Genomic DNA, 14,698 nt, shown 5'->3' on the forward strand with positions numbered 1-14,698 from the left:
CTTGCCGGGTGACGGGAACCATGGGGCACGTGGACGGCAGCACGGCGGGTCCTCCGGGGCCCGCCGCCGTGCTGCCGAGCCTGAGCGAGGAGCAGGTCCGGGCGCTGCGGCGGGTGGGCAGGGCCTGGGGACGGGTGTCGGCGGCCCCCGAGGTGTGGCGGCGGGCGCTGCCGGTGGAGCCGGACGTCGGGTCGTTCCCGGCCAAGGCGGAGGCGAGCACGGCGTGGTTCGGGCGGGTGGTGCCGCTCTCCCCGCTGCGGAGGCGGGCCGCGGAGGGCCGGGCGCCGGAGGGCGGCGGCCCGGCGGAGGCGGGCTCACGCGTACGCCGGGTGCTGCTCGGGGCGCCGCTGGCGAGTTCGGCGTTCGTCAAGGAGCGGATGCGGAAGCTGGTGGCGCTGCCGGTGCTGTCGGCGGACGTGCTGTCGTCGGTGGCGTACGCGCCGGAGGCCATGCTCGCCGTACTGGTGCTGGCGGGCGCGGCGGGTCTCGCGTACTCGCTGCCCATCGCCGCGGTGGTCGTCTTCCTGATGCTGGCGGTGGGCGTGTCGTACCGCCAGACGATCCGCGCCTATCCGCACGGCGGCGGCTCGTACATCGTCGCGGGCGACAACCTGGGGTCCGTCGCGGGGCTGGTGGCCGCGGCCGGGCTGATGACGGACTACATCCTCACCGTCGCGGTCTCGATCGCGTCCGGGATCGCCGCCGTCACCTCCGCGCTGCCGGGGCTGCGGCCGCTGACGGTGCCGCTGGGCGTGCTGGTGATCACGGTGCTCCTCGCCGGGAACCTGCGGGGCATCCGGCAGGCCGGCAGCCTGTTCGCCGCCCCCACCTACGCGTTCATCATCGCCATGCTCGCCCTGATCGGGTACGGGCTCTTCGACGCGGCGCGCGGCGGCTTCCACCGGGTGCCCGCGCCGCACGTGCCCGTCACCGAGACCATCGGCGTCCTGCTGATCGCCAGGGCCTTCTCCTCCGGGGCGACCGCCATGACCGGGATCGAGGCCATCTCCAACGCCGTTCCCGCCTTCCGGCCGGTGGAGTGGCGCAACGCCCGTGCCACCCTGACCGGGATGCTGGGCCTGCTGATCACGATGTTCGTCGGCGTCGTGGCCCTGATCCACCTCACCGGGGTGGTGCCCACCACCAAGGAGACATTGCTCTCCCAGCTCGCCCATCTCTTCTTCGGGAACGGATGGTTCTACGTCTACGTCCAGGCGGCCACCGCCGCCGTGCTGCTCCTGGCCGCCAACACCGCCTTCAACGACTTCCCCCGGGTCCTGTCGCTGCTGGCCCGGGACGAGTACGTACCCAAGATGTTCCTGCGGCTCGGGGACCGGCTGGCGTACAGCGGCGGCATCGTGCTGCTGTCCCTGGCCGCGGCCCTGGTGTACGTCGCCTTCGGCGGCAAGACCAACGCCCTCATCCCGCTCTACGCCGTCGGCGTCTTCCTCGCCTTCACGCTCTCCCAGTCCGGCATGGTCGTGCACTGGTGGCGGCGGCGTGACCCGCACTGGCGCAAGAGCCTCGTCTTCAACGCCACCGGCGCCGCGCTGTCCGGGCTCGTCCTCCTGACGGCCGGCGTCAGCAAGTTCACCGCGGGCGCCTGGGCCGCGCTCATCGCCATCGCCCTCTTCCTGCTGGTGACCACCCGCATCAAGCGCCACTACACCACCGCGCGCGAGACCCTGCGGCTGCAGCCGCACGCCGTCGACCTCCCCGCCCGCACCGCCACCGGACCGCTGGCCCCCGCCGCCCGCACCGCGGACGGGCTGCCGGCCGACCGGGAGACCGAGGAGATCCCCGAGGAGATCCACCACCTGTCGGTGGTCCCCATCGCCACCCTGGACCTCGCCGGCATGCGCACGCTGGCGTACGCCGCGTCCCTCGGGCAGCCCACGCTGGCGGTCCACATCAGCATCTCCGAGGAGGAGGAGCGGCGCTTCCGCGCGTACTGGAGCCTGTGGGGCAACCACCTCCCGCTGCAGACCGTCCTGTCGCCGTACCGCGCCCTCGTCGCCCCCCTGGTGCACTACATCGAAACCCTCCACCGGCTCAATCCGGACCTGACCCTGACGGTGATCCTGCCGGAGGTCGTCACCCGGCACCGGCGGCACCAGATCCTGCACAGCCGCACGGCGGGCAGGCTGCGGCGGGGCCTGCGCCATCTGCCGAAGATCGTCATCACGACGGTCCCGTTCCACCTGCCGTGCTGAGGGCCGGCGGGCGGAACCGGCCGGATGCCGCCCGCCGGCGCGTCGGCCGGATTTTCGGGCATGGGGGCGGCGAAACGGGGGATGCGAGGCGCAGGGAGCGCGATGGCCGGCGGCGGGGTCCGCAGGTTGGGCCCTCCCTGGGGGAGGAGGGCAGCCCTGCGCCCCCGGCAGGACTCGAACCTGCGACCAAGCGCTTAGAAGGCGCCTGCTCTATCCGCTGAGCTACGGGGGCCGGTGTGGCGTGGAACGGTGGCCGGGCTCGGCGGATCCGTGACCTTGCCAGAGGTAAGGATAGGGCTCCGTTGAGCCACACCCGGTAGCTTCACTCCGGCACCACCTTGTGGAGGTTCAGTGAAGCGTCCCGATAATCGCAGGCGAGTGCGATTCGCGCACCGCTTTTTTCGGTGCGGTGCCGGTGGTGTTGTGCAGTCGTTATGCCCGCGTGGCGGAAGCTTCCGGGTTGAAGAAGGCGCGCTGCGGGGCTAAACGCTTTCAAATTCGGATGGAAGCGGGCATTCTTCGCATGTGGCGACCTCGGACGTACGGCCTGACCTGCTGAACGCACTCTCCACGCTGCGCGAGTGCGTCGCCGCCGCGCGCTTTCCACTCCCCCTTCCCGGGGCGGACGGAGCGCGGCGGAGCAGAGCGGAACTGCTGGCCCAGCTCGACGACTACCTGGTGCCCAGGCTGCACCGGCCGGACGCGCCGCTGCTCGCGGTGGTGGGCGGATCGACGGGGGCGGGGAAGTCGACGCTCGTCAACTCGCTCGTCGGCAGATGCGTCAGCGAGTCCGGCGTGTTGCGGCCCACGACGCGGATGCCCGTCCTCGTCTGCCACCCCGACGACCAGTCGTGGTTCGCCGGGCAGCGGGTGCTGCCGCATCTGACACGGGTGTGGATGCCGCGGCAGGACGCGGCGCACGGGCGCGTCGAAGCCTATGAGTCGTACGGGGCATACGAGGCTCAGGAGGTCGAGGAGCCGTACGGGGACAGCGGGGGTGCGGGCGGCGGCGGGGCGCGTCAGTCGTTCGGGGGTGGTGGTTCCCGTGCGGCGTACGGGGGGATTTCGCGTGAGGCGTACGGGGCGAACAGGGGTGCCTCCGGCGCGTACGACGTGCGTGACCCGTATCCCCCGCGGCAGGGCCCGGGGCGCGACGGTGTGGCGCGGGACGGTCTGGCGCGGCGTGGTCTCGTCCGCCGGGCGGCGACCTTCGGCGAGGGCGGGGGCGGCCCCGACGGGACGCTGCTGCGGATCGAGGTCGACGAGAACGTCCCCAGCGGGCTCGCCCTCCTCGACGCCCCCGACATCGACTCCCTCGCCGGGCACGCGCGTGAGCTGGCCGCCGAGTTGGTGTGCGCCGCGGACGTGTGGGTGCTGGTGACGACCGCCTCGCGGTACGCGGACGCGGTGCCCTGGCACCTGCTGCGGACGGCGAAGGAGTACGACGTCAGCCTGGTCACCGTGCTCGACCGGGTGCCGCACCAGGTCGCCGGCGAGATCTCCCTGCAGTACGCGACGCTGCTGCGCAAGGCCGGGCTCGGCGACGTGCCGCGCTTCACCGTCCCCGAACTCCCCGAGTCGGCGGGTGGCGGCAGCGGACTGCTGCCCGCCACGGCGGTACGGGAGCTGCGCGACTGGCTCGCCCACCGCGCCCAGGACCCCGCGGCCCGCGCGGACGCGGCCGTACGGACCGCGAACGGCGTGCTGGCGTCGCTGCGTTCGCGGGTCACGTCGCTGGCCGGGGCGTGCGCCGCGCAGCACGCGGCGTCGTCGCGGATGGCGCACCGCGTGGAGCGGTCGTACGAGGAGGCCGCGGAGCAGGCGCACGCCGACCTCGTCGGCGGCGCCGCGTTCGCCGGCGACGCCCTCGCGCACTACCGCAACCGCGCCCTCACCGGCGCCTCCGGCGCCCTCCTCGACGCTCTGACCGGCAGCGTCGCCGCCGTCCTGTACTGCGCCGTGGCCGCCGCAGACGAACGGTTCACCGCCGAGCTGCGCCGCGAGCCGGGCGCGGCGGCGGTGCCGTTCCGCGAGGCGGGCGCGGGGGCGCAGGAGCGGGTGGGCGTGCTCGTACGGCGCTGGCAGCGGTGCCTGGAGGAACTGGCCGACGAGGCGCTGCGGGCGGCGGAGCGGCCCGGCGACGCGGACCCGGAGGAGGTCGCGGCGCTGCTGGCGGTGGCCCTGCTCGGCGGCGCGAACGGGCACGGGGCGGCGGACGAACTGGCGGCGCTGCTGGGCGCGAAGGACGGGCTGCGGCTGCGGAGCCGGGGCGGAGGGCTGCTCGGCACGTACTTCGAGCGGGTGCTCGACGGCGAGCGGGACCGCCGGCTGGCGGCGATCGACGCCCTGGAGGCGCAGTCGGGTCAGCAGGCGCAGTTGATCGCGGCCATGTCGGTGCTGCAGCGGGAGAAGTGACGGGAGAGGTGCACGAGGTGACGGGCGAGGTGCGCGGGGTGCCGGGTGAGGCGGCCGGCGAGGTGCGCGAGAGGGCGGGCGAGGTGGGCGAAATGGGCGCGGGCGAGACGCCGGTACGCGGCGAGGCGGCGGAGGTTCCGGTTCCAATTGGGGAGGTGACGGAGCCGGTGACGGGGGTCGGTGGGGTTAATGGGGCGGGTGAGGTGGCTGAGTTGTGTGGGGTCACAGGGGAGGATGGCTCCGGTGGGGATGCGGGTGAGGTGGGCGACGTGCGGGGTGACGCGGAGGGCGTGCGGGGTTCCGGCGACGTGCGGGGTGAGGCCGGCGCGGGGGCGGTGCCCGCGACCGGGGGGATGTGGGACGACGGGTTGATCGCGCGGCGCGCGGCGCGGTGGGGCGTGCGGCGGGAGCGCCGGGAGGCGGTACGGGCTGAGGGCGGCGCGGTGGGCGACTCGGTGCCGGTGCCGGTGGCGGCACCCGTGCCGGGGGGCGAGGGGGAGACGGGGGACCTGGCTGATTCCTGCGGTGGGGCGGTGGCGACTGCCGCGGGGGATGGGGCGGTTGGGGTTGCCGGGGCGGTGGGGGCTGCTGGATCTGGTGGAGCTGTCGGGGTGGCTGAGGCAGAGGGTGCGGGTGCGGGGTCCGGGGATCCGGCCGCGGCCGGCGTGGATACGGGGGGCGGTTCCGGTGCCGGGTTCGGTGCGGAGCACGGGGGGCCGGCGGATGGCGGTGGGCGAGAGGGCGGTGTCGCGGTGATGGGTGCGGACGGCGGGTTGGACGGAGGGGCGGAGGGGGTGCCGGAGCCGGTGGGCGGTGCGGCGGCGGTGGTGGCGGAGGAGGGCGGCGGCGGTGCGGGTGCCGGTGCGGAGGGCGGTGGGCGGCTTGGTGCCGGTGCCGGTGCGGATCCGGGTCCCGGTGCCGGTGCCGACTCCGGTACGGGCCCGGGCGACGACGACTTCGGGGTGGGCCGGGAGGACGGGGACTCCGTGGACGGCCGGGGGCGCGGCGGTGCGTACGACGGTGACGGCGCCGTGCCGCGTGCTGCGGGCCGGAGTCGCGGCGGGGCGCGCGCGGGCTACGCGGCGGACGCGGGGCTGACCGGAGGATTCGTACCACGTGCCGAAGGCCCCCTGCGCGGGCGCCTCGACGCGCTGCGCGAACTCGTCGGCCTCTCCCGCACGCGACTCGAAGGCCGCACGCTCGCCGAGGCGGGGCGCGTCCTCGACGAGGCCGCCGACCGGCAGCGGCTCTCCCTCGACCACGCCGTCGTCGCCATCGCGGGCGCCACCGGCAGCGGCAAGTCCAGCCTCTTCAACGCGCTCGCCGGCGCCCCCCTCTCGGAAGTCGGCGTGCGCAGGCCCACCACCTCCCTGCCCGCCGCGTGCGCCTGGCGTGGCGCCGGCGACCACGCGCCGACGCTGCTCCTCGAACGCCTCGGGCTCCCGGCGCGCGCCGCCCGCCCGCTCCGCGACGACCTCGGGCTGCGCGGGCTCGTCCTCGTCGACCTCCCCGACCACGACTCGGCGGTGGACGAGCACCGCCGCCGCGTGGAAGACGTGCTGCGCCGGGTGGACGCGGTGATCTGGGTGGTCGACCCGGAGAAGTACGCGGACGCGGCGCTGCACGAGCGCTACCTGCAACCGCTGGCCGGCTACGCCGAGGTGATGTTCGTCGTCCTCAACCAGGTCGACCGGCTGCCCGCGAACGCCGTCGGGCAGGTGCTGGACGACCTGCGCCGCCTCCTCGACGAGGACGGCCTCGCGCTCGGCGAGCACGGCGAGCCCGGCGCGTGCGTGCTGTCGCTGTCCGCGCTCACCGGCGAGGGCGTGGGCGATCTGCGCGCGGAGCTGGTGTCGTTCATCGCGGAGCGCCGGGCGGCGGAACGCCGGCTGACCGCGGACGTGGACGAGGCGACGGCGCGGCTGCGCGAGGTGTACGTCGGCGACGGCGGCGGGGGCGGTCTCGACGAGCGGGTCAGGGCGGAGTTCGAGGACCGGCTCGCGGAGGCGGTCGGGGCGGCGGCGACGGGGCAGGCGGCGGAGCAGTTCTGGCTCCGCGAGGCGGAACAGGCGTGCGGGGCGCGGCTGCCGGAGCTGTGGCGACGCGGGCGGGCGGGTACGGCGCCGGGCGGTGGGGCCAGGGGACGGGTGCGCTCGGGCGATGCGGGGGATCGGCAGAGCCGACCCGGACCGGACGGGCAGCCGGCGGACGTCGGCGCGCTGATGCCGGAACCCCGGGACGGGCAGCAGGGGCTGGTCCCCGCGCGGGCGGTGGTCGAGCAGGCCGTACGGACCGTGGCGGACGAGGCGGGCGCCGGGCTGCCGGCGCCCTGGGCGAAGGCGGTGCGCGAGGCGGGGGTGCGCGGCGCGGAGGGGCTCGCGGACGGGCTGACGCGGCGGGCTCCGGACCCGGGGGCGGGCGCGGAGTCGCCGGGCCCCGATGCGTCCGGCGCGGACGGTCCTGCCGCGGGTGAAGCGGACGTGGGTGAGGTGCCCCGCACTGGGGCCGTGCCGCGGCCGCGGTGGTGGTCGGTGGTGGGCGCGGTGCAGCGCGGGCTGCTCGGCGCGCAGGCGCTGGCCGTGCTGTGGCTGGTCGCGGCGCTGTCCGGCGTCGCCGGAGGGCCGTGGCCGCTGCCGCTGGCGGTCGTGGCGGTCACCGCAGCGGCCGGTCCCGGGCTGGCGCTGGCCTGCCGGTTCGCGGCGCGCGGCGCGGCGCGGCGGTACGGCGAGGAGGCGGAGCGCCGGCTGCGCGAGTCGGCGGCCGCGAGCGGGCGGGCACGGGTGCTGGAGCCGATGGCGGCGGAGCTGCTGCGCTACCGCGAGGTGCGGGAGCAGTACGCCGTCGCGTCGGGCGGCGGTACGCGGCCCTGACCTGCTGCTACGCGGCCTGGGCGGGAGTTATCCACAGGGGTCGCGGGGCCGGGGCGGAGCGGGCAGCATGTGGGTCAGCGGGCAGGTGAAGTGCCCGGACGGGGAGGTGCGTTGGAGATGAACGAAACGATGGTGACCGTGGTCGGGAATGCGGCCACGAGCGCGGATTACCGCACGACGCAGTCGGGGGTGCCGGCGGTGCGTTTCCGCCTGGCGGCGACGGTGCGGCGGTTCGACCAGGCGAGCGGTAGCTGGAGCGATTCATATACAAATTTCTTTACGGTCTGGGCGTGGCGCCAGTTGGCGGACAATGTCGCGGCTTCCGTGGCGATCGGCGAACCGCTGCTGGTGCGGGGCAGATTGCGGGTCAGGGAGTACGAGAAGGAGGGCGTGCGCTGCACGGACCCGACGATCGACGCGACGGCGGTGGGCCACGACCTCGGCTGGGGCACGGCGGCGTTCCGCCGGGTCTCACGGCTCAGGCCGACCTTCGCGGACCCGGCGAGGACGGACCTGGACGTCGCGGTACGGGACGTCCTGACCCCGGCACTGGAGCCCGGTACGCCGGACACGGCAGCCCAGGAGCCCCGACAGCCGGTACTGACCCCGGACTTGGGCTGATGCGCAGCGGCGGGGCCGGGGGGCGAACCGAGCCCGGGAGGGCCTGAGCCGGGCCCGGAGAGGGCGGTTCGTGACGCAGGGGGCGGAGCCCGGTTCGCGGGCCCGGCCTTCAGGCCCAACTCCTGGGCCCGGCACCGGAGTTGCGTGGTCGTCGGCCGGCCCCCCGGGGGCCGGCCGGTGACGGTTCCGAGACGATCAGTTCGAGTAGGGCGCGAGAACTTCTGCCGGTCCGCAGGGGTCTGCCCGAAATAGTCGTTGCCCCATGTAACGATTGCGTTCTAAAACCCTGTTCCCTTGGGGCATTTGAGGTTCGCGGGACGAGGGGAGTCCATAGGATTCCGAGCGGCTCGACGAGCCCGGAGCGAAGACGTTCTTACGGCGGGGGCACTCCGAGCCTTGACCAACCCGCCCGGAGGGGATTTTCGACCATGACTTCTGTTCGGAGGCCGTCACATCGGCGGTCTGCTCGGCTCACCGCGGCAGTACTGGCCGCGGGCCTGGCCACCGCCGGTGCGATAGCCGGCGCCGGTCCCGCGGTGGCGCAGGACGCGCCGCCCGCCAACGGCGCCACCGCCACCCTGGGCGGGCTCACGATCAAGGACACCGCGATCGTCGACGGTGACCACGAGATCGGTGCCGGTCTGTTCGAGATGGCCGTCGACCAGGGCGGCACCATCCAGACCTACTGCATCGACTTCGGCAACCCGACCCAGCCGGAGGCCAAGTACCAGGAGGTGCCCTGGAGCGCCTCCTCGCTGCAGAACAACCCCGACGCGGGGAAGATCAACTGGATTCTGCAGAACTCCTACCCGCAGGTGGACGACCTCTCCGCGCTCGCGGACGCGGCCGGTGCGGGGGAGCTGACGGAGAACACCGCCGCGGCCGGCACCCAGATCGCCATCTGGCGCTTCTCCGACAAGGTGAACGTCGAGGCCAAGGACCCCGAGGCGGAGAAGCTCGCCGACTACCTGGAGGCCGGTGCCCAGGCCATCGAGGAGCCCGCGCCCTCGCTGAACCTCGGCCCGACCGCGGTCTCCGGCAAGTCCGGTGAGAAGCTCGGCCCGGTCACGGTGAACACCGACGCCGCCGAGGCCGGCCTCTCCCTGTCGCCCGAGGCCGAGTCCGCGGGCGTCAAGGTCGTCGACGCCGACGGCAAGGCGCTGACCAGCGCCCCCGACGGCGCCGAGGTCTTCCTCGACGTGCCCGCCGGTACCCCGGACGGGTCGGCGACGCTGACCGCCCAGGCCACCACCCAGGTGCCCGTCGGCCGTGCCTTCGCCGGCGTCGGTGAGCACGCGAAGAGCCAGACCCAGATCCTGGCCGGCTCCAGCGACACCACCGTCACCGCCCAGGCCACCGCGAACTGGGCGAGCGAGGGTCCGATCCCGGCCCTGTCCGCCGACAAGAACTGCGCCAAGGGCGGCGTGGACGTGACCGCCGAGAACAAGGGCGACCAGCCCTTCTCCTTCGAGCTGGCGGGCGAGTCCCACACCGTGGCGCCGGGCGAGTCCAAGACCGTGCTGGTCGAGGTCGCCGAGGACCAGGCGTACGAGATCACCATCAACGGTGACGACGGCTTCAGCGAGAAGTTCACCGGCGTGCTCGACTGCGAGACCGCGGGCAACGACACTCCGGCGCCCAGCGAGCCGAGCCCGGCCTCCGCGGGCGGCTCCGCCGGCGGCGACGACGCCGGTGACGACGAGGGCGGCGACCTGGCGAACACCGGTGGCAGCAGTGCCACCCCGGTGATCGCGGGCGTGGCGATCGGCCTCGTCGTGGTCGGCGGTGCGACCGTCTTCCTGCTCCGCCGGCGCGGCAGCGGCGGCGCCGACGCCGCCTGACGACGGCCCTCCGGCCGGCGCCGGGAAGCGCGTAGCAGCGCCGAACGGTGCCGGCCGGCGGACGCCGGCTGACGGCTGACGCCCATGCACGGCACAGGGGCCGGATCCCTCGGGATCCGGCCCCTGTGCATGCCCCGCCGAGGGGCCCCGGCAGTGCCCCGTGCCCGCCCGGGCCGCCGCGGGCGACGGGCGCGACCGGGGGCGTTTTCGTGCGGGGGCGCCCGTGCGGCAAGATGGGTGCATCTGCCCACCTCGCATCTGCCGGACGGTTTCTCTTGGCTGAGTTCATCTACACCATGCGCAAGGCACGCAAGGCGCACGGCGACAAGGTCATCCTTGACAACGTCACCTTGAACTTCCTGCCCGGCGCCAAGATCGGTGTCGTGGGCCCCAACGGTGCCGGGAAGTCCACCGTGCTCAAGATCATGGCGGGCCTGGAGCAGCCGTCGAACGGTGACGCCTTCCTCTCGCCCGGCTACAGCGTCGGCATCCTCCTCCAGGAGCCCCCGCTCAACGAGGAGAAGACCGTCCTCGAAAACGTCCAGGAGGGTGTCGCCGACACCAAGGGCAAGCTCGACCGGTTCAACGAGATCGCCGAGCAGATGGCGACCGAGTACACCGACGAGCTGATGGAGGAGATGGGCAAGCTCCAGGAGGAGCTGGACCACGAGAACGCCTGGGACCTCGACGCCCAGCTCGAACAGGCCATGGACGCCCTCGGCTGCCCGCCCGGCGACTGGCCCGTCACCAACCTCTCCGGCGGCGAGCGCCGCCGCGTCGCGCTCTGCAAGCTGCTGCTGGAGGCCCCCGACCTCCTCCTCCTCGACGAGCCCACCAACCACCTCGACGCCGAGTCCGTGGCCTGGCTGGAGCAGCACCTCGCGCAGTACGAGGGCACCGTCGTCGCCATCACCCACGACCGGTACTTCCTCGACAACGTCGCCGGCTGGATCCTGGAGCTGGACCGCGGCCGCGCCTACCCCTACGAGGGCAACTACTCCACGTACCTGGAGACCAAGGCCGCGCGCCTGAAGGTCGAGGGCCAGAAGGACGCCAAGCGGCAGCGGCGCCTGAAGGAAGAGCTGGAGTGGGTCCGCTCCAACGCCAAGGGCCGGCAGGCGAAGTCCAAGGCGCGCCTCGCCCGGTACGAGGAGATGGCCGCCGAGGCCGAGAAGATGCGCAAGCTCGACTTCGAGGAGATCCAGATCCCGCCGGGTCCGCGGCTGGGCAACGTCGTGGTCGAGGTCGAGAAGCTCAGCAAGGGCTTCGGCGACAAGCTGCTCATCGAGGACCTGTCCTTCACGCTCCCGCGCAACGGCATCGTCGGCGTCATCGGCCCCAACGGCGCCGGCAAGACGACCCTGTTCAAGATGATCCTCGGCCAGGAGAAGCCGGACTCCGGCAGCATCCGCGTCGGCGACACCGTGAACGTCAGCTACGTCGACCAGTCCCGCGGCAACATCGACGCCAAGAAGACGCTGTGGGAGGTCGTCTCCGACGGCCTCGACTACATCAACGTCGGCCAGGTCGAGATGCCTTCGCGGGCGTACGTGTCCGCCTTCGGCTTCAAGGGCCCGGACCAGCAGAAGCCGGCCGGCGTCCTCTCCGGCGGCGAGCGCAACCGGCTCAACCTCGCGCTCACCCTCAAGCAGGGCGGCAACCTGCTGCTGCTCGACGAGCCGACCAACGACCTCGACGTCGAGACCCTGTCCTCGCTGGAGAACGCGCTGCTGGAGTTCCCGGGCTGCGCCGTGGTCATCACCCACGACCGCTGGTTCCTGGACCGCATCGCGACGCACATCCTGGCGTACGAGGGCGACAGCAAGTGGTTCTGGTTCGAGGGCAACTTCGAGTCGTACGAGAAGAACAAGATCGAGCGGCTCGGCCCGGACGCGGCGCGCCCGCACCGGGCCACGTACAAGAAGCTCACCCGTGGCTGACGTGGTCCGGCACGTCTACCGCTGCCCGCTGCGGTGGGCGGACATGGACGCGTACGGCCACGTCAACAACGTGGAGTTCCTCCGCTATCTGGAGGAGGCCAGGATCGACTTCATGTTCCGGCTGGCGCCCGGCGAGGGCGCCGGCGGGGGCGGTACGTCCTTCGCGGGCGGGTCGGTCGTGGCCCGGCACGAGATCGACTACCGGCGCCAGCTCGTGCACCGGTACGAGCCGGTGACGATCGAGGTGTGGGTGACGGAGATCCGCGCGGCGGCGGCGACGCTGGCGTACGAGGTGAAGGACGCCCCGGAGGACGGCGGCGCGGTGTACGCGCAGGCGTCGACGGTGATCGTCCCGTTCGACTTCGAGGCCGGCCGGCCGCGGCGGATCACGGAGGGGGAGCGGGCGTTCCTGGAGAAGTACCTGGGGCCGCCCCCGCCCGCGGGATCGGGAAAGCCGGGGAGCCCGGGGAAGCCCGGGAGGCCGGGGGAGGCAGCGGCGGCATGACGCGGCGGCTGGTGTTCGCCGAGGGCCGGCAGGCGGAGAGCCTGGCGGTGTTCCTGGGGCGGCTGTTGCGGTACGACAGGGGCGCGGCGGTACGGCTGCGGGTGGCCCCCGGCGCCGGGAGCGGGACCGGGGGAGCGGCACTGGCCGTCTTCGGGCACGCGCCGGCGCTGGAGGTGATCGTGGTCCGTACGGCGCTGCTGATGACGGCGGCGGAGCTGGACGAGACGGTGTCGGCGGGGGAGCTGGCGGAGGCGATCGAGGCGGCGAATGCAGGGACGGGGTCCGCGGAGGCCGCGGACCGGGCTGACGCAGGCGCGGTTGCCGGTACGGATGGCGGTGCGGCCGTCGGTGCCGGGCTGGGCGATGCCGGGGCGGCCGGGGCCGCGGCTGCGGCTCCTGGTGCCGGATCCCCGTCCTCGGGGCGGGAGTCGGCCGTGGACCTGCCGCAGCCGGTGAGCGGGCCCGGGTGGGCCGGGCTGCTGCCGCCGCGGGGTGGCTGGGAGCCGGTGGCGGGGCTGCCGCGGCCGGAGGAGTTGCGCGTCGCGGTGGTGGCGGGGGTCGCGGAGTTCAAGTCCCGGGTGGAGGCGCTGCCCGAGGAGAAGCGGACGCGCTCGGAGGTGGACCGCATAGGCGGCGACATCTGGAGCCGCCCGTTGGGCGAGACCCCGCTGCCCCTGCGCGCCGCACACGCGGCCCGTGTGTTCGGCCTCCTGCCGCACCCCGCGGACCCGGCAGAACCGGCCCTGCTCGCCGCCGGCAACTGGCTCCGCCTGCGCACCCCGTACGGCTCGGTGGCCCTCCGCCGCACGGGCGGCCTGGGCCGCCTGGGCGTCACCCCGCTCTGAGCCGCCCACCGCCTGCGGCGGGCGCGGCCGGGCGCCGGTGCGCAGGGCGGAAACGCCGGGAGGGCGGGGCCGGCGTCGATACGCGACGAGCCTTCGGCCGCCGCGTGTCCGGTCAGCAGGGCCCGGCTTCCACCGGTTGCCGCCCGCCGGCGCCGCAGGCGCCAGGCGAGGCGGCGCTCGCGGCTTCCGGCGCTCGCGGCTTCCGGCGCTCGCGGCTTCCGGCGCTCGCGGCTTCCGGCGCTCGCGGCTTCCGGCGCTCGCGGCTTCCGGCGCTCGCGGCTTCCGGCGCTCGCGGCTTCCGGCGCTCGCGGCTTCCGGCGCTCGCGGCTTCCGGCGCTCGCGGCTTCCGGCGCTCGCGGCTTCCGGCGCTCGCGGCTTCCGGCGCTCGCGGCTCCCCGCCTACGTGCTCAGGCCGAAGCCTGCGTGCCTTCCGCGTCCTCGCCCGCCGGTCCGCTCCCACCGCTCCGAGGGCCCGCCGGCTACTCCCCGTTCTCCCGGTCCGGGCTCACCCTGATGTGGTCCTCCTCCAGGTCCAGCACCACCCGGTCGCGGATGTCCAGCGCCTCCGTGTACTGCTGGGGGAGCTGGAGGCGGCCCGTGCGGTCCACCGCGGCGTATTCGCGGGCCACCACCCGTTCCTCGCCGCTCGCGTCGACCTCTGTGCGGCGTACGACCTCCGACGCCATCCGGCCGTCGCGGATCGCGACCGTGCGGCGGACCTGCGTGGCCACCGATTGGTCGTGGGTGACGATGACGATCGTCGTGCCCAGTTCCTCGTTCGCCGTGCGGAAGGCGGCGAAGATCTGTTCCGCCGTCGCCGAGTCCAGCTCGCCCGTCGGCTCGTCCGCCAGGATCACCGCCGGGGAGTTGGCCAGCGCCACCGCGATCGCCGCGCGCTGCTGTTCGCCGCCGGACATCTGCTGCGGGCGGCGGTCGCGGCAGTGGGCGAGACCCAGGAGGCCCAGGAGGTCCTCGGCGAACGCCACCCGGCGGCGGCGCGCGTGGCGGCCGCCGCCGCCCTCGCTGAGCTGCATCGGCAGCACGACGTTCTGCACGGCGGTCAGGTACGGCAGCAGGTTGCGCGCGGTCTGCTGCCAGACGAAGCCGACGACCTCCCGGCGATAGCGCAGCCGCGCCCGCGCGTCCATCGCCAGCAGGTCGAAGCCCGCGACGGTGGCGGTGCCCGCGGTGGGCACGTCGAGGCCGGCGAGGATGCCGAGCAGGGTCGACTTGCCGCTGCCGGAGGCGCCGACCAGGGCCAGCAACTCGCCCTCGGCGACCAGCAGGTCGAGGCCCTGGAGCGCCTGCACTTCCACGCCGTCGGTGCGGAAGATGCGGACGAGCTGGTCGCAGGAGATCAGCGCGTCGTGCCCGTACGCCGGTTTGGCGCGCTGCTCCGCCGCCCGCCGCTCCAGATCCTCCAGCGTCGTCCCGCTCGTCATACCGCC

At 74.2% G+C, this 14,698-nt stretch carries 9 protein-coding genes and 1 tRNA gene; 8 read left to right on the forward strand and 2 right to left on the reverse strand.

Annotated features, from left to right (window positions below):
• Positions 1 to 20 precede the first annotated feature (20 nt).
• Complete coding sequence (locus CXR04_RS24670) at positions 21 to 2,213, forward strand: APC family permease (protein ID WP_234380816.1); 2,193 nt, start codon at positions 21 to 23, stop codon at positions 2,211 to 2,213.
• Between the two features lie 159 nt (positions 2,214 to 2,372).
• Here the strand turns inward: CXR04_RS24670 and CXR04_RS24675 are convergent.
• A tRNA-Arg gene (locus tag CXR04_RS24675) sits at positions 2,373 to 2,445 on the reverse strand.
• A gap of 293 nt (positions 2,446 to 2,738) precedes the next feature.
• On the opposite strand from CXR04_RS24675, the gene CXR04_RS24680 reads away from it, so the two are divergent.
• From CXR04_RS24680 to CXR04_RS24720, 7 genes are all read left to right on the forward strand, one after another.
• Complete coding sequence (locus CXR04_RS24680; protein ID WP_101424466.1) at positions 2,739 to 4,628, forward strand: GTPase domain-containing protein; 1,890 nt, start codon at positions 2,739 to 2,741, stop codon at positions 4,626 to 4,628.
• A gap of 755 nt (positions 4,629 to 5,383) precedes the next feature.
• Positions 5,384 to 7,498, forward strand: coding sequence for a GTPase (locus CXR04_RS24695; protein WP_101424468.1), 2,115 nt, complete (start codon positions 5,384 to 5,386; stop codon positions 7,496 to 7,498).
• A gap of 117 nt (positions 7,499 to 7,615) precedes the next feature.
• Positions 7,616 to 8,119, forward strand: a complete 504-nt coding sequence (ssb, locus tag CXR04_RS24700; protein ID WP_101424469.1) for a single-stranded DNA-binding protein — start codon at positions 7,616 to 7,618, stop codon at positions 8,117 to 8,119.
• Between the two features lie 428 nt (positions 8,120 to 8,547).
• Positions 8,548 to 9,960, forward strand: a complete 1,413-nt coding sequence (locus tag CXR04_RS24705) for a thioester domain-containing protein (protein ID WP_101424470.1) — start codon at positions 8,548 to 8,550, stop codon at positions 9,958 to 9,960.
• 275 nt (positions 9,961 to 10,235) lie between these two features.
• A complete protein-coding gene (ettA, locus tag CXR04_RS24710) occupies positions 10,236 to 11,900 on the forward strand; it encodes an energy-dependent translational throttle protein EttA (RefSeq protein WP_101424471.1) in 1,665 nt (554 codons plus the stop codon).
• 1 nt (position 11,901) lies between these two features.
• Positions 11,902 to 12,405 (forward strand): acyl-CoA thioesterase, encoded by a 504-nt coding sequence (locus CXR04_RS24715; RefSeq protein WP_199850667.1) that lies wholly within the window; start codon positions 11,902 to 11,904, stop codon positions 12,403 to 12,405.
• Positions 12,402 to 13,250: a hypothetical protein gene (locus CXR04_RS24720; protein WP_101424472.1), complete on the forward strand. Its 849-nt coding sequence runs from the start codon at positions 12,402 to 12,404 to the stop codon at positions 13,248 to 13,250. Before CXR04_RS24715 ends, CXR04_RS24720 begins: the two co-directional genes overlap by 4 nt.
• A 479-nt stretch (positions 13,251 to 13,729) precedes the next feature.
• Here CXR04_RS24720 and CXR04_RS24725 read toward each other — a convergent pair whose 3' ends face one another.
• A complete protein-coding gene (locus CXR04_RS24725) occupies positions 13,730 to 14,692 on the reverse strand; it encodes an ABC transporter ATP-binding protein (protein WP_101426583.1) in 963 nt (320 codons plus the stop codon).
• Positions 14,693 to 14,698: the final 6 nt, after the last annotated feature.

It is taken from the genome of Streptomyces sp. CMB-StM0423 (assembly GCF_002847285.1).
In the GTDB taxonomy this organism is placed as follows: Bacteria; Actinomycetota; Actinomycetes; order Streptomycetales; family Streptomycetaceae; genus Streptomyces.